The organism is Streptomyces sp. B1866, from assembly GCF_031932565.1.
Lineage (GTDB): Bacteria > Actinomycetota > Actinomycetes > Streptomycetales > Streptomycetaceae > Streptomyces.
Genome location: NZ_JAVSCF010000004.1, coordinates 55,336 through 78,627, shown reverse-complemented (window position 1 = coordinate 78,627; position 23,292 = coordinate 55,336). Strand labels below are relative to the sequence as shown.

Genomic DNA, 23,292 nt, shown 5'->3' with positions numbered 1-23,292 from the left:
TGCTCGGCGGTCAGGGCCTCGTCCCGGTGTCCCGCTGCCGCCAGTCGGTTGCCGAGGTTGTACAGCGAGCGTGCGAGGTCGGGTTCGTAGGCGGCGGGGTTGTCGGCCGCCAGCCGACGCCAGATCTCCACCGCCTGCTGCTCGGCGGTCAGGGCCTCGTCCCGGTGTCCCGCCTCCGCCAACCAGATGCCGAGATTGGACAGCGAGCGAGCGAGGTCGGGTTCGTAGGCGGCGGGGTTGTCGGCCGCCAGCCGACGGTAGATCTCCACCGCCTGCTCGGTGGTGGTCAGGGCCTCGCCCCGGCGTCCCGCCTCCGCCAGATAGATGCCGAGATTGGACAGCGAGCGAGCGAGGTCGGGTTCGTAGGCGGCGGGGTTGTCGGCCGCTAGTTGCTGGTTGGCTTGGGCGAGGGCGGTGGTGAGGCGGAGGGCGAGCGGGCCGGTGATGCGGGAGGGGTAGGGGAGTGCGCTTACCGCGGTCAGGACGGCTTGGTAGGTGAGGGAAGTGGTGTCCAGGGCCGTGTCCACGTTGCGGAGAATTTGTTCGCTGTCCGTGGTGCGGCCGGCGTTGTAGTGGGCGATGGCGGCGCGGGCCAGGACCGTGATGGTCTGGGCTTGCTGCCCGGGCGTGGCCGCGTTCAGGAGGGCGGGCAGTTGGATGGTGTTGTTGGCGAGGGCGCGGGAGGCGTGGTACTCGGCGATGCGGTCGGGTTGGAGGGAGCCCCAGTAGCGGTTGCCGTCGGCCGGGTACAGGGCGGCCAGCCAGGCCGTGGCGGTTTCCGCCTGGTGGGCGGGCAGGCCGGGCAGGGTGGAGATCACGCCCAGGGCCTCGTCCCGGGTGTCGGCGCCGCACAGGGCGGCCACCGCGACGGCCGCGCCCAACGTGGCGGTGGGCAGGTCGAGTCGGTAGGCGGGCGTTGTCGCGCTGGCCTCCCAGAAGCGGTCTTCGTGTTGGAGGAGGGTGCGCTCCGGCGGTGTGCCGGGGGCTGCGTCGACGGGCCGGGGTCCGTGCTGGAGGAGGGCGACCAGGGCGGTCATCTGCAGGGTGAGGACGTTGTCGTAGCGGTGGCCGTGCAGGTCGCCGGGCGGCTGGAGCGCGGCGGCCAGGGACTGCCAGTCGTGTGCGGGCAGGGTGGGGACCAGCGGGAGCAGGCGGGCGAGGCCGTGGGCGGCGCGGTGGAAGGCGCTGCGCCGGTCCCCGGCGGGTCGGCCCGTGGGCAGCAGCGGGGGCAGGGGGGTGACCGGGGCTTCTTCGAGGAGGTCCCGTACGGCGGGAACGGCTTGGAGGGAGCCGGTGCGCCATTCGCCGTCGGAGCGGGCGAGCAGCAGCAGCCGCACCCGGTGACGGGAACGGTGGAGCTGGGTGAGCAGGCGCCGCAGCAGGCGGGGGCGGGTCTCGGCGTAGTCGACGACCAGGAGCAGGGGCAGGGCGGTGGCCAGGGTGGTGAAGTCGGGCGGGGCCGGGTCGAGGTCGGTGAGGTCGGAGCGCAGGTGCCCGGCAGCCCAGCCGTCCCAGCCGAGGGTGTCGGCCAGGCGGCGGGCCAGGCGGGTCTTGCCCTGTCCGCCGGGACCGGTCATGACCCGTACCGAGACAGCGTCAGGGCCGTCGTAGCACCACGCGTGCAGGTCGGCGAGTTCGCTGTCGCGGCCGTGGAAGGCGACCGCCTCGGCGTCGGCGCGCAGGAGCGCGGCCGGGGAGCGGAGGTTGCGGTCGACCGCGGCGGGGGTGAGCACGGCGGCCGGTTCGACCGGTTCCAGGACCGGTTCCCAGCCGGTGTGCGCGGTGATCAGGGTGCGGAAGCCGTCGTCGGCCAGGAGGCGGGCGGCGGTGGTGGCGGTCAGGCGGGTGCCGCCGTCGGCCTGCCGGTCGCGGCGCACGACCCCGCACAGCAGGTCGCTGCCGAAGCCGTCGTCAGCCAGGACAGCGGCGCCCGACATGCCCGACCAGCGGGTCTGGCCGGTGGCCCCGGCGCGGAGCGTAGGGCCGGTGCTGGAGATCTCGTAACGGCCGGCCAGGGCACCGGTTCCCGGGGTGATGTGCCCGGTGAACTGCTCGTCCAGGCGCCGGCCGTCTTCGGGGTCCTTCTGCATGCGGGGGAAACCGGTCGCGGTGACCGGGTGGGGGCGGGTGCCGATGAGCAGGCCGTACCGCTGGGGCGGCCGGGTGAGCAGATCACCGAGGGACTTCGGTACCTGCCAGCCCTGGCCGTCGGCGATCTCCAGCAGCGCGGCATCCACGACGGGGTCCGTGCGCCGCCAGCGCACGGCCGCCGAAAACTCCTTCTCGCCGGCGTCGGGCAGACTTACCGTCACCGGATCCGTGGCGGCCGTCTCCAGGTGGTCCAGGACGTGGGCGGCGGTCAGCACCAGACGCGGCGCGACCAGGTAACCCGTCCCGAACCCCTTCTTCCTTGTCCCCTCCACCAGCCGGTCCACCCGGATCTGCACCCGGCGGTCTAACTCCACCCGTCCTCCCCCACGGCCGCCTCCGGCATGTGACTGGAGAGGCTACTCCTCGTCGTTGACGTCGACGTCCCCCCCGTCGGGCCGGTGCGGGGTGAGTTTCACCGTCAGCGTGTGGGTGCCCCTCGTGCCGCTCTCCTTCTTGCCCCCGAAGCTGAGCACGCTCCACCGCAGGCCGCCGTTGACGCCCTCGGTGCCGGTCAGCTCCAGCCCGAGGTCCAGCGTGATCTCCTCCAGCCGGAACAGCACCCCCTTGTCAGCGACCCCGCTGCCGCCCCCGGGCGTGCTGCCGGGCGCGTTGATCCGCCGCTGGGCCTCGGCGATCTGCTCCCTCAGCAGCGTGATCGCATCCGCCAGGTCCATCCACTGCCCTTCCGGACCACCCGTGTCAGGCATCGCCCTCCCCCGTTCTTCCTTCTTCTTCAACAAACGCCTCTTCAGCCGGGAGGCACCGGTTGCTTCTCCGGCAGCCAGGCCGGGCAGACCGGGCGAGCACAGAACGCCACCCGACCGTTACAGTTCCCCGCCCGGGGCGAACTGACCACAGCCCGTCCCCGGCATCGACGCTGTGTACGTCGGCGGGGTTCCGGGGACGGCGCGCCGGAAACCCAGCGGTCCAGCACGCTGAGGTCCGTGTGCCTGTGTGCCGCGCCTGCGATGCCCGGAATAGGGAGCTGCCGGAGTGGATTGTTCCGAGGTACGGCGTCGAGGCGGACTGGGGGTCTGGTGAACGATCTGAAGCTGTTCCGGGTGTCCGACGGGCGGGCGGTCGAGGTCCCGGGGACGGCGGTGGCGCTGGAGCGGCATCTTCAGGTGCTGATCGAGCGGAACATGGAGGTGATGCTGGGTATCCGGTTCCTGGCCTCGGAGTACGGCACCGGTCCGCGGCACCGGGGCCGGATCGACTCGCTGGGGCTGGATGAGAACGGCAACCCAGTCATCATCGAGTACAAGCGTGCGAACGGGAAGGCGGTGATCACGCAGGCGCTGTCGTACCTGGCGTGGCTGCGGGATCACCGGCACGAGTTCGAGAGCCTGGTCAAGGAGCGCCTGGGCGCGGAGGCGGCCGGTTCGGTGGACTGGAGCGATCCGCGCGTGGTGTGCGTCGCCGGGGACTTCACGCCGCACGACGTGAACGCGGTGGAGGAGATCGAGCGGCGGATCGACCTCGTCAGCTACCGGGACTTCGGCGACGGCCTGCTGGCCTTGCAGGTGGTGGCCTCCGTGGCGGGCCCCGTGTCGTCGGCGAGAGGTTCGTACGAGCTGGTCGACGGCCCGGGTGCTGGCGGCGGGCGGGCGGCGGTGAAGTCGGTGCGGCAGTGGTACGAGGAGTCGCCGCAGTCGCTGAAGGACCTGTACGCCGATCTGGATGCCCTGCTGGTGTCCTACGGTGACGTGCGCAAGGAGTTCCAGCAGCACTACATCGCCTACCGGCGGATCAGGAACGTCGCCACGGTCCGCTTCCAGCCGCGGCGGCACACGCTGGTGGTCACCTTGAAGGTCGATCCGGCGACGGTCGAGCTGCGCGAGGGGTTCACCCGCGATGTCGGTTCCATCGGATGTCTGGGGACCGGCCCGCTGGAGGTACGCATTCGGTCCCGTGAGGACCTGGCTCGTGCTGGGGACCTGGTCCGGCGGAGCGTGGAGGGCTGCTGAGCTGATCATCGGAGCGGCTGTGCCATGGACTTGTCGATGGCACAGCCGCTCGCCTGTGTGCGTCTGGGTGCCGGTGGTCCGGCCGTGTCGGGTCTCATGCTTCGGGTCCGGCTAGGGCGAAGTCGTCCTGGGTGAGGGCGGTGCGTAGGCGGTGTTCGGCGATGTCGGCGTAGTGGTCGGACAGTTCGATGCCGATGAACTGCCGTCCTTCGAGGATGGCGGCGACGCCGGTGGAGCCGCTGCCGGTGAAGGGGTCCAGGACGGTGCCGGCGGGTGGGCAGATCTTGACCAGTTCGCGCATGACCTCGACCGGTTTCTGGGTGATGTGGACGCGGTCTTTCCTGGGCTGGCTGGCGGTGTAGAGGCCGGGGAGGTAGACGGGGTTGCGGTGGGCGTCGACCGGGCCCTTGGTGCCCCAGACGATGTACTCGCAGGACTGCTTGAGGCGGCCTTTCTGGGGGCGGGAGACGGGCTTGTGCCAGGAGGCGATGCCGCGCCAGGTCCACCCGGCGGCCTGGAGGGCGTCGGTGGTGGTGGGCAGTTGCCGCCAGTCGGTGAAGACCAGCACGGTCCCGGACTCGACGGTGGTGCGGTATGCCTCGGTCAGCAGCAGGCTCAGCCAGAAGCCGTAGGAGCGCTGGTCGCGGTTCTCGCCGGGGAAGTTGGCCAGGCGGTGCGCGGCGTCGGCTGAGGTGTACTTCGAGCGGGCGGTGCGGCCGGTGCGTTCGGCGCTGGTGCGTCCGCCGCTGTTGTAGGGCGGGTCGGTGATGACGGCGTCGACGGTGTCGTCGCCGAGGCCGGCGAGCACGGTCAGCGCGTCGCCCCGGTGCAGGGTGTAGGGCATTAAGAATTCTCACTTTCCGGGTTCTATGGCGCGGCGATCTCCCGCAGGGAATGGCTCCGTGCAGCCTGGCGGGGTGGTGAGGTAGCCGTTCTCTGCGGTTGACCGGCGGCAGGTTAGCCGGTTTTCCCGGCCTCACCCAACGCGGCCGTTTGGCCGCCTTCCCGGCGATTGTGCGCTGGTTCGAGGGGTCGTTTGGTGCGGCCGGGAATCGCGTCTACTGTCTCGCCCTGTTCGCAGGACGGAGCCCGGTCTCCGTCCCGCTGACCTGTGCTGGAGCTTGCTATGGCGTCCAGCGCGGCGGCCTACCGGCACGGCGAGAGGGGTTTTTGCGATGTGGCGTCTGAGATTACGATCGCGGCTGGCTGCCGCCTCTTGATGGCGATGCCGGTGTCCGGGAGTTAGCCGCTCCCGGGCACCGGGTCTCGCTCCCTTTTGTGGGAGTTCGGATTCACTACCCGGCGCGGTGTCGGCGGCCTTTTCCGAGAGATGCCGGCACCGCGCTGTCCACGAGCCCAAGGAGTTCGTCATGTTCTATGCCCCGGAACGCCCCGCGCCGTGGCCCCCGGCTGGTTCCTGCGCGCTGGCCGTTCCCGTTGATGCCGTCGAGCGGCGGCCGGGGTGAAGGCCAGCCGGGTGCTGGCCGGTGTGGTGGCGGCCGGGCCGTTGCTGCTGTCGTTGCCGCTGGTCCTCGCGGTGGCGGGCAACGCGTCGGTGTCGTGCAGCAACGCCCGCGCGTCGGAGGTGGACGCGGCGGCGGTCGCCGAGCAGGTGAAGCGGCTGCTGGAACACCCCGGCTCCGGTGGGACGGTCAAGGTCCCCGGGCTGGACGATCCCGCGGTCCAGATGGTGAACGCCAAGGTGATCCAGGCCACCGGGGTGGCGATGGGTGTCCCGGCGCGTGGGCAGGTGGTGGCGTTGGCGACGGCGTTGCAGGAGAGCGGGCTGCGCAACCTCGATCACGGGGACCGGGACTCGCTCGGCCTGTTCCAGCAGCGTCCCTCGCAAGGGTGGGGGTCGGCGGAGCAGATCCTTGATCCGGTGTACGCCAGCACCCGGTTCTACCAGGCCCTTCGCCGGGTGACGGGCTGGGAGTCGATGACGGTGGCCCAGGCCGCGCAGGCGGTGCAGAAGTCCGGTGTGCCGGACGCCTACGCGAAGTGGGAGCCGCTGGCGACCGCGTTGCAGCAGGCCCTCGCCACCGCCCTCACCCCGGACGTTCCCACCGCCTCCCCGGCCCCGACGCCCGGTTCGCCGTCCGCCGTGCCGTCGGCGGCGGTCGCCCAGGGGCTCAGCGGCTGCGATGCCCTCGGTGCCGGGGGCTCGGACGGTGGTGACGGGTCGGGCTTCGGTCCGATCCCGGCCGGGGCCCTGCCCGACGGCTACCAGATCCCGGCCGACGCTCCGGAGCGGGTGCGTACCGCGATCCGCTGGGCACTGGGGCAGCTTGGCACCCCGTACCAGTGGGGTGGGACCTGCGCCGCGCCGCACGGGCCGGATCCGATGGGCCGGTGCGACTGCTCGTCCTTGATGCAGCGCGCCTACGCCGCCGCCGGGATGCGCCTGTCTCGTACGACCTACACCCAGGTCAAGGAAGGCACGCCGGTGGCGGTGGGGTCGGTGCGGCCGGGGGATCTGCTGTTCACCGAGGGCACCGCTGCCGCGCCGGGGCATGTGGGGATGTTCATCGGCTCGGGGCTGATCGTGCACGCCCCCCACACCGGCGACGTCGTCCGTATCACCACCCTCGCCGCCTGGAAGCCCGGCGTGCTGGCCGTCCGCCGCATCATCCCCTGACACCTCCCTTCCCCCTCCCCTCTCCCCCTCTCTCCCCCTCTTCCCTTTCTCCCTTCCCGCGTTCGCTCCCGGGCGGCTTCCGCACGCCCGCTTCCCCCGACAGGAGTTCCACCTTGCGCAGCATGTACGAGCACGTCCGGTATCTGGCTTACGACCCGGGGGTGACGCCCCAGGAGGGTGGTCTGCCGGGGCTGGATGTGCTGAAGAACGTCATGGGGTCGATCAACCTCTTCGGGATCGTGGCCGTGGTCGGCGCTCTGGCGGTCAGCCTGCTGGTGTGGGCCTGGGGCCACCACTCCGGCGGCCACCAGGCCGAGGCCAACGGCAAGAAGGGCACCGTGGTCGCCGCCGCCTGCGCCCTGCTGCTGGGGGCGGCCAACGGCATCGTCGCCTTCTTCTCCGGTATCGGAAGCCAGGTCCACTGATGCCCCGGACTTCTCCCTCTTCTTCTCCTGCTTCCGGTGGTGGGGCGGGCTTGCGGGGCCGGGTGGTGGCCGGGGTGGTGGTGCTGGCGGTGCTGACCGCTTTCGCCGGGCTGTTCGCCTACCTCATCCGCGACCACCACGACCCGGCCGAGCCGACGTCCCGCCCCGCCCCCGCCAGCTTGTCGGCAAGTCCTCCGTCCTCCGCGTCGCCGTCGCCGTCCGCGTCCGCTACCGCCGACGGGCGGGCGGTGGCTGGGCCGCCGCGTACGGGTGATCCGCTGGTGTTCGCCAAGGCGGCGGCCGAGGTGTTGTGGTCCTACGACACGCGCGTGCGCACCCAGGCTCAGCAGCTCGCCGGCCTGCGCGCCTGGATGACCCGGGAGGGCAAGTACGCCGACGTCGGGTCGGTGGAGGCGTTGGTGGCGTCGCCGGTGCTGTGGGAGCGGATGGCCGACAACGGCCAGTACGCCACCGCGCAGGCCGCCGAGGCGCACATCCCGGCGGCGTTCACCGAGGCGTTGCAGGCCGATCCGGGGGCGATCACCGAGGCGTACATCTACGCCGTCACCGTCTCCGGCCACCAGTCCATCTCCTGGAACGGCACCCGGGCCGGTGGCACGGAGGCCCGCTCGGTCACCCTCGCCGTCCAGTGCCGCCCCCACCGGCCGTGCGCGCTGGCGGCGGTCATGCCCACCGTGGCGTCCTGACCCGCCCCTGCCCATCTCCGACCATGTAAGGAGGCCCCTGCCATGGGGGCGTGTGATCTTCCCCTGATGAACAAGGTGTGTGACACCGTCGGCCAGGTGGTCGGTGCGACCGGCAAGGCGATCACCGACGGGATCGGCGCGTGGATCGCGAAGTCCATGGGCGAGCTGGCCGCCAGCGCTGCCGACCTGGCCGCGAAGGCGGTCGACACCACCACCGCCGTGGACCTGAACGCCCGGTGGTTCCGGGACAACTACGAGATGCTGCTGCCGATCGGCCTGGTGTTGACCGTGGGCACCTTCTGCCTGCAGCTCATGCTGGCCGCCTGGCGCCGCGACGACCGCGGCCTGGGGCGGGCGGTGACCGGCACCACGGCCGGGGTGTTCTTCTCCTTCGCCGCGATCTCGATGACCACCGTGGCGCTGACGGTGGTGGACGCCCTGTCGGCCGGGCTGTTCCAGGCGGCGGACACCAGTCTGTCGGACGCGGTGCGGCGGGTGGTGAAGGTCTCGCAGTTCGGCGCCATGTTCCCCCTAGGCTGGGCGATCCCCGCCTTCGTCGCCCTGGCGTTGGCCATCGGCGCGTTCCTGTACTGGGACGTGATGGTCGCCCGCAAGGTCGCCATCCTGATCCTCGTCGCCCTGGCCGTGTTCGCCGGGGCCGGGGGCGGGTGGGAGGTGGCCAGGCGGTGGCGGCGCGGGTGGATCGAGGCCACCGCCACCCTCGTGGTCAGCAAACTGCTGATGACCATCGTGTTCCTCATCAGCGTCAGCGCGATGGGCAAGTCCGACGCCCACGACGGCCTGTCCGCCCTGTCAGACGCCATGGCCGGCCTGGTCGTCCTGGTCCTGGTGCTGCTGTGCCCGTACGCGACGTACCGGTTCGTACGCTGGGCCAGCGACGGCGGTGGAGGCCAGGAGGACACCCACCGCGGCGGCATGGCCGGACTGTCCACCATCACCGGCGTCGCCCGCACCGCCGGCAGCCTCGCCATGGGCCGGGGCGGTGGCGGGATGCGGGCTCCGCAGGGACCGCTGCGCGTGCCGGGGATGGGCGCGGGCGGCGTCGCCCGGGGCATCAACCCCGCTGGCAGCGCGACCTGGGGAACGCCCAGCGCTGCCGGTGCGGGCGGCTCCGGCGAGTCCGCTACGGGCGCGGGCGAGGAGCCGGACGCGGCGGGGGAGGAGGGAGCGGCGCCCTCCGTCCCGGGCCTGCGTGCCGACGGCGGCCTGGGCCACGGCCAGCAGCCCTCGGCGCACCGCCCGGCCCGGCGCCCGGTACGGGCCCAGGGCCCGACTGCTGGTGCGCCTGCGACCGGTGCCGCGCGGATGCCCGGCGGGCTCGGACCGCAGCCCGAAGGCGCCCCCGGCAGCGCGTCGGGCGGGCCGAAGGCAGGCGGGCCGGAAGCGTCCGGACCCGTTCCGGGCCAGGCGGCGGCACCGCCGCCTCCGGCGGGCCCCTCCCCGCAGGGCTCGCCCACGCAGGGCCTGGTGACGGGCGGCCCGGCCGTGCCGGGGCCGGGCGCGCAGGGTCCGGCGGCGCCGCACCGGTGGGCTTCTCCCGGTCTGCCGTCGGGGCAGCCGCCGAGCACCGGCCCGGACGCGTAACCACTCCGTCCACACCTGCTCAACCCGGCCAGGGGCGGGCTGCGCCGACGTACGCCGCGCAGCCCGCCCCTCACCCCGCCCGACCTCCCCATCTCCGCTTCCACGATCCAGCGAGGACCCGATTCGTCATGCATTCCGACAACCACCAGCCGGAGGCTCCGGCCACGGTCGCCTTCCCTCACCGCAGCAGGCGCGGCGTACTGCTCGGCCTCACCGCCCCACAGCTCACCGCCACCGCCGCCACCGGAGCCCTGCTGCTCACCGTGATCGTTACCACCGGCCTCATCGGTGCCTTGAAACTCCTGCCCCTGTGGGCTGTGGTCCTGTTCGTGGTGGTCGTGCGTCACCGGGGTCGGTCTCTGGCCGACTGGGCTCCCATCGCCGCCCGGTACGCGGCGCGCCGGTTCACCGGTCAGCTCCTGTGGCTGGCCCGGCCGTCGAGTCGGCCGCGCCGGGAGGGCCTGCTGCACCTGCCCGGCACCGCCGCCTCCCTGCGCGCGGTCACCTCCCCCGACGGTCGGCTCGGCGCGGTCCACGATCCGCACGCCGGGACGCTGACCGCGGTGGTCCGCGTCTCCAGCCGGGCGTTCGCGCTGCTGGACTCCGGAGCGCAGAACGCGAACGTCGCCGGGTGGGGCCGCGCGCTGGCCGCTCTGGCCCGTACCGGGCACATCGCCCGGGTCCAGGTGCTGGAGCGCACCGTCCCCGACTCCGGTGACGCGTTGAACCGCTACTGGTCCACCCACGCCCACTCCGGCGCGCCCCTGGCCTCGACCGTCTACGGGGAGCTGTTGCAGGCGGCTGGTCCGGCTGCCGCGCCGCACGAGGCGTACGTCGCCCTCGCCCTGGACCTCAAAGCCGCCCGCAGGCTGATCAACCAGGCAGGCGGCGGTCTGACCGGAGCCTTCGCGGTCCTGGGCCAGTTGGCCGCGACCTTCGACCAGGCCGCCCGCACCGCCGGCCTCACTCCCGCCGGATGGCTGGCCGCCACGGAGATCGCCGCCGTGGTGCGTACCGCCTACGACCCGAAGGCGCTGGCCGCGCTCGACCGCTGGTCCCCCGCCGGTCGGGCTCAGGCGGAGTCGGGGGCGGCCGGGCCAGTGGTGCTGGTGGAGAAGGCCGATCACATCAGCACCGACTCCGCCTGCCACGCCACGTTCTGGATCGAGAACTGGCCGCGCACGGAGACCTCGCCGGGCTTCTTGCACCAGGTCCTGTTCACCTCCGGTGTGCGCCGGGCCTTGTCCCTGACCTACCAGCCCAAGGGCTTGGAGGCGGCGTTGAAGGACATCCAGCGGCGCAAGGCCACCGTCATCGCCGACGCCGCCGAACGCGCGCGTAAGGGGCGGGTGGACTCCGAGGAGGACTCCATGGAGTACGCCGACATCAAAGCCCGCGAGCGGCAGCTCATCTCCGGCCACGCGGATGTCGCGCTGACCGGGCTGCTGACCGTCTCCGCCGACACCGAGCAGGAACTGCGGGCGGCGTGCGCGCAGGTGGAGACCGCAGCCGTGGCCGCGCTGATCGACCTGCGGCGGCTGACCTGGCAGCAGGCCGAAGCCTTCACCACCGCCGCCCTCCCCCTCGCCCGCCCCTAACCCCCCGCCCACCGAAACCCACTTCCTGGAAGCCGCTCCCGATGCCCTCCCCGCCCCCGTCCCCGGCTGATCCGGTGCCGGACTTCGTCCCGTACGCCACCGCAGCCCTCGACTTCCACCACGCCCTCAACCTCCCCGCCGGCACGCTGGCCGCCAGCCGCACCGAGTTGGACTCCCTCCACGCCCACCTGGTCTCCTTGCACGACCTGCTCGACGCCCACGCCACCCGCACCCGCCAGGTCGCCCCGGCCGAGGGCGACCACCTCGCCGCCGCCCGCATCCGCCTGTGGCAGGCCGCCGAACACCTCCACGCCGCCTTCCACACCGCACCCCACCCCCACCCGGATACGGCGGCCGGGCGGGCGCCGGGCCGGGAGGAGTGCCGGACGGCCGGGCTGCCGGAGGGAGCACCGGAGCTGACCGTCTGCCAGCGCCACCAGCGCACCGCCGCCCGCCTGCGCCGCGACACCACCCCCACCGACCTGCACGACCCCTTCACCGGCCTCATCCGCCACTGACCCCCGCCCCTCCCGCAGAAAGGTTCCGCCGTGTCCAGGCCCCGTGCCACCGCCAGCCCGGTCTTCACCCCCCGCCGCGCCACCCGCCGCCAGCAGCACGCCGCCCGCACCGCCTACGCCGCCGCCCGCCGCCAAGCCCGCCACGCCACACCAACCCCCCACCGCCCAACCGCACCAGGCGCCGACCCCGACCTGCGCCCCGCCTACCGGGCCGCGGGCCGCCCCGGTCCGGCTTCCGCGCGGGGCGGGAGGCTGCGGCTGCCCGCGCACCGGATGACTACCGCCGTCGCCGCGGGGGCCTACCCCTTCCTCGCCGAAGGCGGGCTGGGGGCGGAGGGCATTTACGTCGGCCGGGACATGCACGCCGAAGCCGCGTTCTGCTACGACCCGTTCGCGCTGTACGGGAAGTTGGAGGGCTTCACCAACCCGAACATGCTGCTGGCCGGGATCATCGGCATGGGCAAGTCCGCCCTCGCCAAGTCCCTGGCCACCCGCGCCATCGCCCACGGCTACCGCATCTACATCCCCTGCGACCCCAAAGGCGAATGGACCCCCGTCGCCCACGCCCTCGACGGCACCACCATCGCCCTGGGCCCCGGACTACCCGGCCGACTCAACCCCCTCGACGCACCCGACCGGCCCCACGGCGCGGACGAGGCGGACTGGGCGGGAGAGGTACGCAAGCGGCGCCTGCTGCTGCTCGCCTCCCTGGCCAAAACCGTCCTCAAACGCGACCTGCACCCCATGGAACACACCGCCCTCGACATCGCCCTCGACCTCGTCGTCACCACCACCCACACAGCCGGGACCACGCCGCTGCTCGGCGACATCGCCCACGTCCTCGGCAACCCCGACCGGCTCAACGCCGCACTCGGCGAACCGTCCGGCCGCCTGGGCCAAGCGGCGCAGGACCTCGCGCACGCGGTACGGCGCCTGGTCCACGGCGACCTGGCCGGAATGTTCGACGCCCCCTCCACGGTGCGGTTCGACCCGGGCGCGCCGATGCTGTCCATCGACCTCTCCCGCCTCGGCGGCGCAGGCGACGACACCGCCCTGGTGCTGGCGATGACCTGCGCCTCGGCGTGGATGGAGTCGGCGCTCGCCGACCCGGCGGGCGGCAGGCGGTGGGTGATCTACGACGAAGCCTGGCGCGTGATGCGGCATGTCGCGCTGCTGGAACGCATGCAGTCCCAGTGGAAGCTCTCCCGCGGGCTGGGCATCGCGAACCTGATGGTCATCCACCGGCTGTCGGACCTGCTGACCGCCGGGGATGCCGGGTCTCGCGGCCGGGCCCTGGCCGAGGGCCTGCTCACCGACTGCTCGACCCGCATCATCTACCGCCAGGAGGCCGACCAGCTCACCTCCGCCGCCTCCCTCCTCGGGCTGACCGGCGTGGAGGCGCAGGCGCTGTCGGCGCTGACCAAGGGCCGGGGCCTGTGGAAGGTCGCGGGCCGGTCGTTCATCACCCAGCACATCCTCCACCCGCGTGAACGCGAGCTGTTCGACACCGACGCCCGCATGCACGCCTGACCCCGCCGCCCACCGCCCTTGCCCAAGGGACTGTTCTCCAGGTCCTGGTGGCCTGTCCCGCAACCCGACTACTGAGCCTACGAAGGCAGCCGCCGCGTCGGGCACTACTTTTCGACCGAACACCGGTGCCTCTCCCGGGCCCACTGCCACCACCGCTCGATCCGCCCGCGCCGATGTCGGCGCTACTCCTGCCCGCGGCGTGTCCGCGCGGGGAGGTTCGTGTACGGCACCGTATGGGAGGGGCGCCGGGCGGTACGACCGGCTTGTTTCTGGTGCGGGGTTCGCGGTGTGCCGCCCGGGTCGGCCGGGGTCCGGGGCTCGGAGATGCACTGGAAGGGGCGGCGGTTCCTTCGTACGGGGGTGGAGCGGCGTGGCGCGCGGGCGGTGTCAGCACGCAGCAGGCACGTCGCGGTCGGGCCGTGCCGTGCTGCCGTTCGGCAGCCACCCACTCCCTACCGCTGTGGAATGTCCTCCCAGGGCGAACCGGTCCTGCCACCTGCGCGCTCCGGGGACGCCGGGCTGCGCAACGATGCTGCGGGCGCTCATCGCCCCGTCCAGTTGTAGGCATTCGACTTAACGCCCTCCGCGACTACCCAATACTGGCCGTAAGCTTTCATCGGGAAAGCGCCGAACCTTCGCGTGCCGTCGGCCTTGATGGTCTGGAATGTCTGGCCGTAGGGCCCGCTAGTGGCGTCCGTGTCCGTGTACGCATAGATCACGACGTCTTTGTCCGGCTCGAAGCCGGTCATGTAGATGCTCATCTCGTTCTCGTGCCCGCGAACGACGGTGATCTGCTTCGCCCCCGTCGGTGACGGGGGGACGGGTTCCTGTGACTGCGATGGCGTGGAAGAGGATTTCCACGGCGGCGATGGAGACGGCGACGGCGAGGGATTGGTCTTCCCTCCCTTGCCGCCTCGCTCGCCGACGCTACCGCCATCGTCCTTGGTAGGGGACGGTGTCGGTGGGGGCGTTGTCGTGGGAGTCATGGAGGTGGGGGGAGGATTCGACGGACTCAGGGTATCGGCCGACGTGGTCGTCGTAGGCTCAGGGATTCCCCGTTCGTCCCACCCGGGGGAAGAGCGGGTTGCGACGATGACGACGATGATGACCGCCGCGATCACGACCATCCCGAGCAGGGCCATGGCGAGGTGTTTACCCCGGCTCTTGGGCGGAGGTCCTTCCAAGCCCCATAGGAGGTCCAGGTCTCGTGCGTTGGCGTCAAGGATTCCTGAGAGGACCCGCTGCGCGTCCTCGCACTTGCTCAGGAACTCCCCCAACGGCAGTGGCTGCATGATGTGCTTCTGCCAGCCCTTTAGGGCTTTCCGGACCTCCGGAGTGGCGCGCTGCGACCAGACGGGCGGGCGCACGTCAGCACGCGGATTGGCGGCGACCTGTCTCATCCGGTTGGCCCGGGCCAGGTCCGCTCTGGCCCGTTTCAGGTGCTCCTCGGCCCGGTCGAGCTGCGACCGGAGCTGGTCCCGCTCGACTTGGATGCCCCGGAGAACCTCGCTGCCCGGTGCCGGCAGCCGACCGAGCTGCCGCGTGTCGAAGTCCAGCGAACTGACGACCTCCGCCAGCTTACCGACCAGCATCGAGCTGAATTCCTCGACCGTACGCGCATCCTTAATGATGATCTGCACGATTCCGGTGTTACCGAAGCCTCCCGAGCCGACGTCCAGGTCCCCCGACCCGCGCACGTACAGTCGCGTTGTCTCGTTCGGTGGCCGCGCCTGCGTCGGTTCCGCGGCCGCACCGCCGGGTCCGACCACGTCGCGGTCCGGGGATGCCGGGCAGCGCTTGCCGGGCAGGTCCTTCTCCATGGCCGTACGTCCCGTACGATGGCTCGTCACTTTTCAGGTGGTCAGCCGAGGTAGATACCCGAGCACGCGGTGCTTTGGGCTCCCTCGGCGGTCGCGTGCCCGGACTTCTCGACCCAGATTGGCTCCCTGACAGCCCCGTTCCGGAGCAGCGCGCCGCTGATCGCCGTGCCTCCGCCGCTGGCGCTTGCCGACCCGCCATCCTTCACGACGACATCGGTGACATCCCTCGGAACGGGCTCGGGAGCGACGGGAGAGGTAAGCAAGGCCCATGCCAGGGCGAAGACTCCCGTGGCACCCTGCAGGGAGGCGGCTACCAACTGACCGGTGTCAGGACCGCCCAGCAGCCAGTACAAGGGGGTCGAGACAATCGCCGCCGCAGCGGCCGCCACGATCGCGGCCATCTTGCCCTTCGATATGCGCACGGTTCCTCCCGCAGCAGGTCAGTAATTCGTCGCCCGGCCGGGAACCGCGACCACCGGCACCCCGAGACCACCTTCAGTGCGCCTGCCAAGCCCCAGGTGGCCCGTATGGATGACCTGGCCGCGGACGCGTATGACAACACCACTAACGACACTCGGCCGAACAGGTAACGGTTACCTCCGGCCTGGTTTACGGATCACCGACCGCCTCCGAAGCCACCTGGTACCGGGCGCGTACCGTGCACTCGCTGACCGACTCCCGGGTCCCCTACCGCACGTTTCCCGGCCGCGCCAAACGGGGCTTCCTCCGCATCCTCGTGCTCACCCCGCGACGCGCGTCGGTTCCTGCGCGCCGCGGCTGCCGCTTCCCCGGAGGAGCCCGCGCATGGACACCGACCCGCATATCGTCATCGGCCGCCACCCCGACCTGGGCATCGTGGCCGCCAACCGGCACCGCACGGCCGTCATCGACCACGTCCTGCGGCGCGCGGGCTTCCAGCCCGCCCCCGGCCGGGACCTGTACGCCCTGACCGAGCCGGACCGCGACGGGGCCCGCCGCACCGGGCACGCGGTGCGAACCCTGCGGAGCGTGGGCTACCGGGTGGCCGCCGACCTCGCCTTCGAGCCCGACACCCCGCCACTCGCCCGGCAGGAACCCCGCGCGCCCGCGCAGACGCTGTCCGGGCCGTACGCACCCGCTCCCGTCCTCGCCTCCGGCCGTTTCCCCCTTCCGCCGGTGCTGCCGCCCGAGCGGCGGGCCCAGGCCGTCGCTGTCTCTCCCGCCCGCGCTGCCGCGCCTGGCGCGGGTGAGGCGGCTGTGCGCACGTCTCCGGGCCATCCGGCCGCCGTACGGCCGACCGCGGGGCCGCAGCCGGTTCGCCGCGCTCGCTGACCGCGGCCCGCCGTCCCTCTTCTACCTGCTCTGGAAGCCACCGCCATGCCCTATGAACCCGATGTCGCCTTCGGACTCCACCCCGCTTTGGGCGCCGTGGCGGCCGTCCGTGACGGTCTGCCGCACGCCGAGGCCGCGCTGCGCGCCGCTGGCTTCGCCCACCGCACGGACCTCGACATCTTCGTCCTGCCCGATAGCGCCGACCGCCGCTCGGTCGTGCGACTGGTCCGTGATCTGCAGTCGGTCGGCTACACCGTCGCCGCCGACCCCCAGCTCGTCGCCCCACCACCCGACGCAACCATCCCCACGCTGACCACCCGGATCGCCGAAGCCCGCCGTCCCTCCGACATCGCGCACGTCTTCGATGACCTGCTCCACGGCCGCGACGGCGCCCTGCCCCAGCTGCAGCAGCTGCTGGAGACCGCCGCCGCCTGGTGCGAGGAGCACCTCGGCCCCCAGGGCACCGGCCTGATGCGCGACTGCCAGGACCTGGCCCGCCGGATCACCGACCTCACCGAAGACCTGGGATTCACCGGCGGCGACCTGCTCGACCTCGACACCCCCCTGCCCCCACGCGCCACCACGGCAACCGCGGCCGACCAGACGCACCGGGCCCACGTTGCTACCGCCGCCTCGCCCGCACTCCGCTCCACCTCCCCGCCGCCCACCGCAGACCCGCCCCAGCCCCACCGTCCCTCCCCGGGCGCCGGGCCCGGCACCGCGCACACCCGCCGCCGATGACGACCCCGGACCACAAGCGCGCGCCCGTGGAAATCGAGCCCGACCTCGTCTTCGGCCTCCGTCCCGGTGTCGGGGTCGTCGCCGAGGGCGTGGGTGGACGGGCGCGGGTCGAGGAGGTGCTGCGCCGTCACCACTTCCGCCCGCATCCGGTGCTGGGGGTGTACGTGCTGCCGTCCGGCGCGCCGTACAACCGCGTTCTGCGCGCGGTGACCGGCGCCGCCCGCGCGCTGCGGGATGCGGGCCTGCCGGTGACGGCCGACCCGCTCCTCCTGGTGCCCCGCCCCTCCCGCAGTCTCCTGGGCTGGCGGCACGGCCGGAGGTTCCGGCCCAGTCGCTGACCGCGCTGACCGCCGAAGTGCACGCCGCCAGCCGTACGGCGGAGGTTGCCGAGGTCCTCACGGAGCTGCTGGACGAACGCTTCGGCGCCCTGGGCGAGCTGGAGCGGCTGGTGGAGACCACGGCCGCCTGGTGCGAGCGGCTGGACACCGACGAGGGACGCGCACTCGCCTCCCGGCTGCGGACCGTCGCCGACCACGTGGCCTTCCTCGGCGACCGGATCGCCGACGCCGAGGCCGACCTCCAGAACATGCCCGCCGTCCTCCCCGCCACCGCCCCACCCCTGGCTCCCGCCCGCGGTCGTGCCCAGTCGGCCCACGGGGCCAGGGCCCGGGCAGCCGTGGCCGCATCCCCCCACCGCCCGCCGCCGTCTGCCACCGCATCCTCGCCGCGCCGGCCTGCTGTCCCGCCCGGGTCCGGCCCGGCCCGCGCCCGCTGACTCAGCTCGCCATCTCGCTCGTGAAGGAGTTCTCCCCATGGCTGTGAAGACCCTGTGGACGATCGACCACGCCTGCGGCCACACCATGACCGCCGACCTGTCCGACCGCCCGGCCGACCGGCGCGCCGGATACGCCCGCTGGCTCGCCGACCGCGACTGCACCGACTGCTGGAAGACCGCACGCGACCACGACTCAGGGGACAAGGCCGCCTGGCTGGCCGCCCAGCGCGCCCAGGAGCAGGCCGACGCCGAGGAGTGGGCCCGCCAGTACCGGATGCCGCCGCTGGACGGCACCGACCGGGCGGTGGCCTGGGCCGACCGCTGCCGCCACCAGCTGGTCTCCGCCGCCTACACCGCCCTCGTCGCCGAGGGCACGACCAGCGAGGCCGACTGGGAGGCCGTCGAGGACGCCGCCCGCACGGTCACCCGCGCCGGATGGTGGCTGGACCAGCGGGAAGCCGACCCCGCCGACCTGCCCGAACTCCTCCAGGCGGCCACCGACTCCGACCGGCCCACCGAGAACCCGTACCTGTGACCCGCGCCCACCGCGCCGGACCCGTATCACAGGCGTCCGGCCTGGCCAAACGGCCGACTGCCCGGATCCTGTCCGGTGCCCCGCCCGTTTCGTACGTCCCCGTTGGAAGGGAAGCGGCATCGTGTCCGAACCTGTGATCACCATCGTCATGGAGCCCAGCGGGCGCGTCAGCGCTCGCGGCGCCGACACCCTGGCCGCGACCTTGCTGCGCCGGGCTGGCTTCACCGAGGTCTACGACTGGCACGGCCTTCGCCACCGCCTGCCCTCCACCACCCCTGTCGGCGAGCAGGCGGCCGTCGCCGGGTACGCGACGCGGATGCTGCGCGCCGCCCGCTACCCCGTCGAGGTCGACCCCGCCCTCGACCCGGACACCCCGGACACGCCGACCGTCCCCACTTCCACCGATCCGCACGGGCACTACCGGACCGGACGCGCGGTGCTCGCGCTGACCGACCAGCTCAACGCCGCCACTACCCCCGGGCAGGCCGCAGCGGTCCTCGACCAGCTCCTCAACCCCACCGACGGCGTCCTGGTCCGCCTGCAGGAGGCGGTGGAAGCAGCCGCCGAAAAGTGCGGCGAGTTCGATGACGACGGCAACAGCTTCCCTCTCAGCGACCAGCTCGCCGCTGCGGCCGAGCAGCTCACCGAGACCGGCGACGACCTCGACGGCGCCGTCGGCCACCTCCGCGCCCTGGGCACCGCCCCACCCCCAGCGCCGTCCCGCGCCATAGCTTCCCGCGCCGTCACCGACGCCGCCCGCGCAACGTCACCGGCCACCACGGCCACCACGACCGCCCTGGCCCCCGCCGTCGGCAGCCGCACGACTTCCGCACCGGCCACCACGACCGGCGCCCCTCACGCGCGCCGGACCCGCTGACCCGCCCCTACGCCTGACATCCCCAGCACCCGAACCGAGGAGCGCCGCCCGTGACCGCCAGAAGAGGCCACCCCGCCCGTGCCGCCGTCCTCCCTGCCCGCCCCCGGAGTCCCCCGTGCGCCCCGCCCGTTCCACCACGCCCTCCTCCAACACCGGCACCGACGCCGTCCTCTACCTCCTGCTCGCCACCGCCGGCCTCGGCCTGACCGGCGGCTCGCTCGCCTGGCTGACCACCAACCTCACCGCCTCGGCCACCGGTTCCGGCCCGTGGACCGCCTACCACCCCACCACGGCCCTGTTCCACCCGCGTGAGCTGTGGCCCCACCTCTCCCCGGCCACCCTGGCCCTCACCTGCTACGCCGTCCCCGCCCTCCTCCTGGCGTTCACCGCCTTCGCGGGGGCGACGGTCTGGTTGCGGCTGCGCGGGAACCGCAAGGGCCTGGCCGGGCAGCGCGACCTGGCCGGCATGCTGCCCAAGGAGATCACCGCCAAGGCCAGGGACCTGCGCCCGAGCCTGAAGACCACCCCCGCCCACGGCATCGCCCCCGACGACCGGGGTGTTCTACTGGGCAACCTCAACCCCGGGGCCAAGGAGATACGTTCCTCCTGGGAGGACGTCCTCCTGGCGATCATGGCCCCGCGGTCGGGCAAGACCAGCGGACTTGCCATCCCCGCGATCCTGCGCGCGCCGGGCCCGGTGCTGCTGACGTCCAACAAGGCCGCCCGCGACGCCTACACCACCACCCTCGACGCCCGCGCGGCCGTGGGCACGGTGTGGACGCTGGACCCGCAGCAGATCGCCCACGCCCCGCGTGCCGTCTGGTGGGACATCCTCGCCGACGCCCGCGACCTGGCCGGGGCGCGTCGGCTGGCCGGGCATTTCGTCACCGCTAGTGTGGACGAGTCCTCCCAGGGCGACTTCTGGTCCACTGCCGCGGCCAACACCCTTACCGCCCTCTTCCTGGCCGCCGCCCGCGCCCGCCGTCCCATCACCGACGTCCTGGCCTGGCTCGCCTCACCCGCCGACCGCACCCCCATCGACATCCTCACCGACCACCATCTTGATGCGGTGGCCGCGCAGCTCCAGGGGACCGTGGCCGGTGCGGTCGAGACCCGTGACGGCATCTTCGAGACCGCCCGCCAGTACGCTGCCTGCCTGCTGGATCCCGCCATCGCTGCCTGGGTCACCCCCACCCCCGGCCTGCCCGAGTTCAAGCCGAGCGTGTTCGCTACCAGCCGGGACACGTTGTTTCTGCTGTCGAAGGACGGCGGCGGGTCGGCCTCGGCGATCATCGCCGCGGCTGCGGACGCGGTGATGCGCGCGGCCGTCGTCCAGGCCGAACGCGACGGCGGACGCCTCGACCCACCCCTGCTGGCGATCCTGGATGAGGCCGCGAACGTCTGCAAGATCAGCGACCTGCCCGACCTGTACTCCCACCTCGGCTCCCGCGGCGTCATCCCCGTCACCATCCTGCAGTCCTACCGGCAGGGGGTGCGGGTGTGGGGCGAGGCGGGGATGGACGCGCTGTGGTCCGCGGCCACGGTCAAGCTGATCGGCTCGGGCATCGACGACGCCGACTTCGCCGACAAGCTGAGCCGCCTCGTCGGTGACCACGATGTGCAGACCGTTTCGGTGTCCCACAGCGAGTCGGGGAAGTCGACGTCCGTGTCGATGCGGCAGGAGCGGATCCTGCCCGCCGACGCCATCCGCGCCCTGCCCAAAGGCACCGCCCTGCTGCTGGCTACCGGCATCCGCCCCGCCCTGCTGGATCTCAAGCCCTGGTACGCCGAGCCCGGCGCCGGGCCGTTGGCGGAAGCTTCGGCCCAGGCGACCCAGGCCATCACCGCCCGCGCCCTGGCCAAGTCCCTCGGCCGTGACGACGCTGAGGTGGCGGCATGAGCGTGTGGAACAGGCCGGCCGCGGACCGGGTGGTCGCTTTGCGGGAGCACGCCGCCGCCACCGGCCAGCCGCTGGACGGCCTGTCGGACCTGGACGTGCTCAACGCGGAGTACGAGGCGGTGCTGCGGGAAAGGATCGGCCTCCGCGACCGCTACCAGGGCCTGCTCACCGGCCGCCGCCGCCACGAAGAAGCGGTACGCGCCGCCGCCGCGCGCACCGCCGCCGACCAGGCCGACCACTACGCCCGCTATGCCGTGGCACGGTACGTCGGCCAGTACTCCGCGCTGCTCAACCGCATCCAGCAACTGTCTGACCGCCCTGTTCCCCGGCAGGTGCAGGGCCTGCGCGCGGCGGCTGAGTCCCTGCGCACCCAACTCCGGTACACCGACCAGCACCCGGAGCGCGTGGTGGAGCCCGACGGGGCCGGGCACGCGCTGCGCACCCTGCGCCACGTCGTCGGCGTCCTAGACGAGCGTGAAGGGCTGGACGGCGACGAGGTGCTGCAGCTGATCAAAGACACGCTCGCGGGCTGGCCGCCTATCAGCGTCTACGACGTCGCCGACCGCGGCACGCCCAAGCCGGTCCCGCCCCCGCCCGACCCGCCGTTCGCCGGCCCCGGCTGGAGCGACCTGGGCGGCCTGTGGGCCTACCAACCCCAGGACACCGGCGCCCACGTGAAGGCGTACCCGGTCGGCGACGACTGGTACGTCGACCTGTACTCCGCCGACGGCATCCTGCTCGCCTACGGCACCGCACCCGCCACCGACATCGCCGACCTCGCCCCCGCCCTGACCGCCCGCGCCGACGCATGGGCCCGCGACCGCACCGACTACGCCTGGCGCCGCTTCACCACCACCGCCCACGCCATCCACCACGCCGCCGACCACCCGGCACCAGCCTCCGGCGCGCCGTCACCGCCCGCGCCCGGTGACGCCCGGGCCCGCGCGGCCACCGCGACGTCCCCGGCCCGGCCACCCGGCACCCCCACCACCGGCCCCACCCCCGCGCCGGCCGCTGCCCGCCCGGAGCCCGGCGCCTCGACGCGCCGCAGCCGGTAGCCCGTCAGGCCCAGCGGCGCGCCTGCCGCGCCGTACCTCTCCCACTTCTTCTTCGCCCTGCACCACAAGGACTTCGCCATGTCTTCCGCCGCCTCCGACGCCACCCCTGTGCCCGCCGCCAACCCGCCCGCTCCCGGCGACCGCCTCGCGCGCAGCGCCTCTTCCGGGCCTGCCGAGGCGAGCCCGACGGGCCCGGCCTTGCGGGTGCTGTCGCTCGGCGCCGGTGTGCAGTCCTCCACGCTGCTGGTCCTGGCGGCCGAGGGCCGCCTGCCCCGGCTGGACTGCGCCGTCTTCGCCGACACCGGCTGGGAACCGGGCGCGGTCTACGCGCACCTCGACCGTCTCGAACGGGAGATCGCCCGGCCCGCGGGGATACCGGTCCTGCGGGTGTCCTCGGGCAACATCCGCGATGACGCGCTGGATCCGGCGCACCGCTTCGCCAGCATGCCGCTGTACATCCGCAACCCTGACGGCAGCGAGGGGATGACCCGGCGCCAGTGCACGGGCGAGTACAAGATCAAGCCGATCAAGAAGCAGATCCGCGCGCTGCTGGGCTACCCCTACCCCGCGCGGATTCCCAAGGGCGTCTTCGTGGAGCAGTGGATCGGTATCAGCACCGATGAGTTCCACCGCGCCAAGGACGCCGACGTCGCCTACATGCGCAACGTGTTCCCGCTGATCGACCTGGGCCTGACGCGGTCGGACTGCGTACGGCTGCTGCGCGAGCGGGGGTTCGGCTCGACGCCGAAGTCCGCGTGCCTGGGCTGCCCGTACCACGGCAACGCCCAGTGGCGGGCCCTGCGCGACCAGGCGCCCGGCGAGTGGCGGGACGTGGTGGAGTTCGACGCCGCGATCCGGGCGGGCAACGCCCGTGCGAACGCTGACGGCCGACCGCTGCTGGGCCAGGCGTTCTTGCACCGCTCCCGCGTGCCGCTGGACCAGGCCCCCATCGACCACGTCACCGCCCGGGAATGGGCGCAGCGGCAGTCCGCCTTCGATGACGCCGAGGCGCAGCAGGTGCTCGAAGAGGGCGCGGTGGAGGGCTGCTCGCCGTGGTCGTGCCGCTCCGGCGCCTCGGTCCGCGACGACTTCGACATCGCCGCGTAGCACCGGGCCGTCCCCTTCTTCTCTCCCTG

At 72.8% G+C, this 23,292-nt stretch carries 22 protein-coding genes; 17 read left to right on the top strand and 5 right to left on the bottom strand.

The features are described from left to right. A partial coding sequence (locus RKE29_RS01575; protein WP_312003147.1) for a tetratricopeptide repeat protein occupies positions 1 to 2,465 on the bottom strand: 2,465 nt, incomplete at its 3' end. 42 nt (positions 2,466 to 2,507) lie between these two features. Next, positions 2,508 to 2,858, bottom strand: a complete 351-nt coding sequence (locus tag RKE29_RS01570; RefSeq protein ID WP_312003146.1) for a trypco2 family protein — start codon at positions 2,856 to 2,858, stop codon at positions 2,508 to 2,510. A gap of 330 nt (positions 2,859 to 3,188) precedes the next feature. On the opposite strand from RKE29_RS01570, the gene RKE29_RS01565 reads away from it, so the two are divergent. Beyond that, positions 3,189 to 4,118: a DUF5655 domain-containing protein gene (locus tag RKE29_RS01565; protein ID WP_312003145.1), complete on the top strand. Its 930-nt coding sequence runs from the start codon at positions 3,189 to 3,191 to the stop codon at positions 4,116 to 4,118. A 94-nt stretch (positions 4,119 to 4,212) separates the two neighbouring features. Here RKE29_RS01565 and RKE29_RS01560 read toward each other — a convergent pair whose 3' ends face one another. Then, positions 4,213 to 4,962: a site-specific DNA-methyltransferase gene (locus tag RKE29_RS01560; protein ID WP_312003143.1), complete on the bottom strand. Its 750-nt coding sequence runs from the start codon at positions 4,960 to 4,962 to the stop codon at positions 4,213 to 4,215. A 618-nt stretch (positions 4,963 to 5,580) separates the two neighbouring features. Here RKE29_RS01560 and RKE29_RS01555 point away from each other — a divergent pair. The 7 genes from RKE29_RS01555 (at position 5,581) to RKE29_RS01525 (ending at position 13,139) form a co-directional block, all read left to right on the top strand. Then, complete coding sequence (locus RKE29_RS01555; RefSeq protein WP_312003142.1) at positions 5,581 to 6,756, top strand: C40 family peptidase; 1,176 nt, start codon at positions 5,581 to 5,583, stop codon at positions 6,754 to 6,756. A 122-nt stretch (positions 6,757 to 6,878) separates the two neighbouring features. Continuing rightward, positions 6,879 to 7,181, top strand: a complete 303-nt coding sequence (locus tag RKE29_RS01550) for a DUF6112 family protein (RefSeq protein ID WP_312003150.1) — start codon at positions 6,879 to 6,881, stop codon at positions 7,179 to 7,181. Then, a complete protein-coding gene (locus tag RKE29_RS01545) occupies positions 7,181 to 7,888 on the top strand; it encodes a hypothetical protein (RefSeq protein WP_312003141.1) in 708 nt (235 codons plus the stop codon). The genes RKE29_RS01550 and RKE29_RS01545 overlap by 1 nt, the downstream gene beginning before the upstream one ends. A 42-nt stretch (positions 7,889 to 7,930) precedes the next feature. Next, positions 7,931 to 9,493 (top strand): ATP-binding protein, encoded by a 1,563-nt coding sequence (locus RKE29_RS01540; protein WP_312003140.1) that lies wholly within the window; start codon positions 7,931 to 7,933, stop codon positions 9,491 to 9,493. Positions 9,494 to 9,621: 128 nt separating this feature from the next. Further along, a complete protein-coding gene (locus RKE29_RS01535; RefSeq protein WP_312003139.1) occupies positions 9,622 to 11,091 on the top strand; it encodes an SCO6880 family protein in 1,470 nt (489 codons plus the stop codon). 41 nt (positions 11,092 to 11,132) lie between these two features. Beyond that, a complete protein-coding gene (locus RKE29_RS01530; RefSeq protein WP_312003138.1) occupies positions 11,133 to 11,609 on the top strand; it encodes a DUF6238 family protein in 477 nt (158 codons plus the stop codon). 30 nt (positions 11,610 to 11,639) lie between these two features. Beyond that, positions 11,640 to 13,139 carry an ATP-binding protein gene (locus tag RKE29_RS01525; protein ID WP_312003137.1) on the top strand — a complete coding sequence of 500 codons (1,500 nt, stop codon included), beginning with the start codon at positions 11,640 to 11,642 and terminating at the stop codon, positions 13,137 to 13,139. A 542-nt stretch (positions 13,140 to 13,681) separates the two neighbouring features. Here RKE29_RS01525 and RKE29_RS01520 read toward each other — a convergent pair. Continuing rightward, a complete protein-coding gene (locus RKE29_RS01520; RefSeq protein ID WP_312003136.1) occupies positions 13,682 to 14,959 on the bottom strand; it encodes a hypothetical protein in 1,278 nt (425 codons plus the stop codon). 41 nt (positions 14,960 to 15,000) lie between these two features. After that, positions 15,001 to 15,381 carry a hypothetical protein gene (locus RKE29_RS01515; protein WP_312003135.1) on the bottom strand — a complete coding sequence of 127 codons (381 nt, stop codon included), beginning with the start codon at positions 15,379 to 15,381 and terminating at the stop codon, positions 15,001 to 15,003. A gap of 382 nt (positions 15,382 to 15,763) precedes the next feature. On the opposite strand from RKE29_RS01515, the gene RKE29_RS01510 reads away from it, so the two are divergent. From RKE29_RS01510 to RKE29_RS01470, 9 genes are all read left to right on the top strand, one after another. After that, entirely contained in the window at positions 15,764 to 16,270 is a 507-nt protein-coding gene (locus RKE29_RS01510) for a hypothetical protein (RefSeq protein WP_312003134.1), read from the top strand. A 45-nt stretch (positions 16,271 to 16,315) separates the two neighbouring features. Next, a complete protein-coding gene (locus RKE29_RS01505; RefSeq protein WP_312003133.1) occupies positions 16,316 to 17,011 on the top strand; it encodes a hypothetical protein in 696 nt (231 codons plus the stop codon). Beyond that, positions 17,008 to 17,349 (top strand): hypothetical protein, encoded by a 342-nt coding sequence (locus RKE29_RS01500; RefSeq protein WP_312003132.1) that lies wholly within the window; start codon positions 17,008 to 17,010, stop codon positions 17,347 to 17,349. The genes RKE29_RS01505 and RKE29_RS01500 overlap by 4 nt, the downstream gene beginning before the upstream one ends. A gap of 17 nt (positions 17,350 to 17,366) precedes the next feature. Next, positions 17,367 to 17,786: a hypothetical protein gene (locus tag RKE29_RS01495; RefSeq protein WP_312003131.1), complete on the top strand. Its 420-nt coding sequence runs from the start codon at positions 17,367 to 17,369 to the stop codon at positions 17,784 to 17,786. 37 nt (positions 17,787 to 17,823) lie between these two features. Next, positions 17,824 to 18,321 (top strand): hypothetical protein, encoded by a 498-nt coding sequence (locus RKE29_RS01490; RefSeq protein ID WP_312003130.1) that lies wholly within the window; start codon positions 17,824 to 17,826, stop codon positions 18,319 to 18,321. A 121-nt stretch (positions 18,322 to 18,442) separates the two neighbouring features. Next, positions 18,443 to 19,198, top strand: coding sequence for a hypothetical protein (locus RKE29_RS01485; protein ID WP_312003129.1), 756 nt, complete (start codon positions 18,443 to 18,445; stop codon positions 19,196 to 19,198). 115 nt (positions 19,199 to 19,313) lie between these two features. Beyond that, entirely contained in the window at positions 19,314 to 21,098 is a 1,785-nt protein-coding gene (locus RKE29_RS01480; RefSeq protein WP_312003128.1) for a TraM recognition domain-containing protein, read from the top strand. After that, positions 21,095 to 22,156, top strand: a complete 1,062-nt coding sequence (locus RKE29_RS01475; protein WP_312003127.1) for a hypothetical protein — start codon at positions 21,095 to 21,097, stop codon at positions 22,154 to 22,156. The genes RKE29_RS01480 and RKE29_RS01475 overlap by 4 nt, the downstream gene beginning before the upstream one ends. 240 nt (positions 22,157 to 22,396) lie before the next feature. After that, complete coding sequence (locus RKE29_RS01470; RefSeq protein ID WP_312003149.1) at positions 22,397 to 23,263, top strand: hypothetical protein; 867 nt, start codon at positions 22,397 to 22,399, stop codon at positions 23,261 to 23,263. Positions 23,264 to 23,292 lie beyond the last annotated feature (29 nt).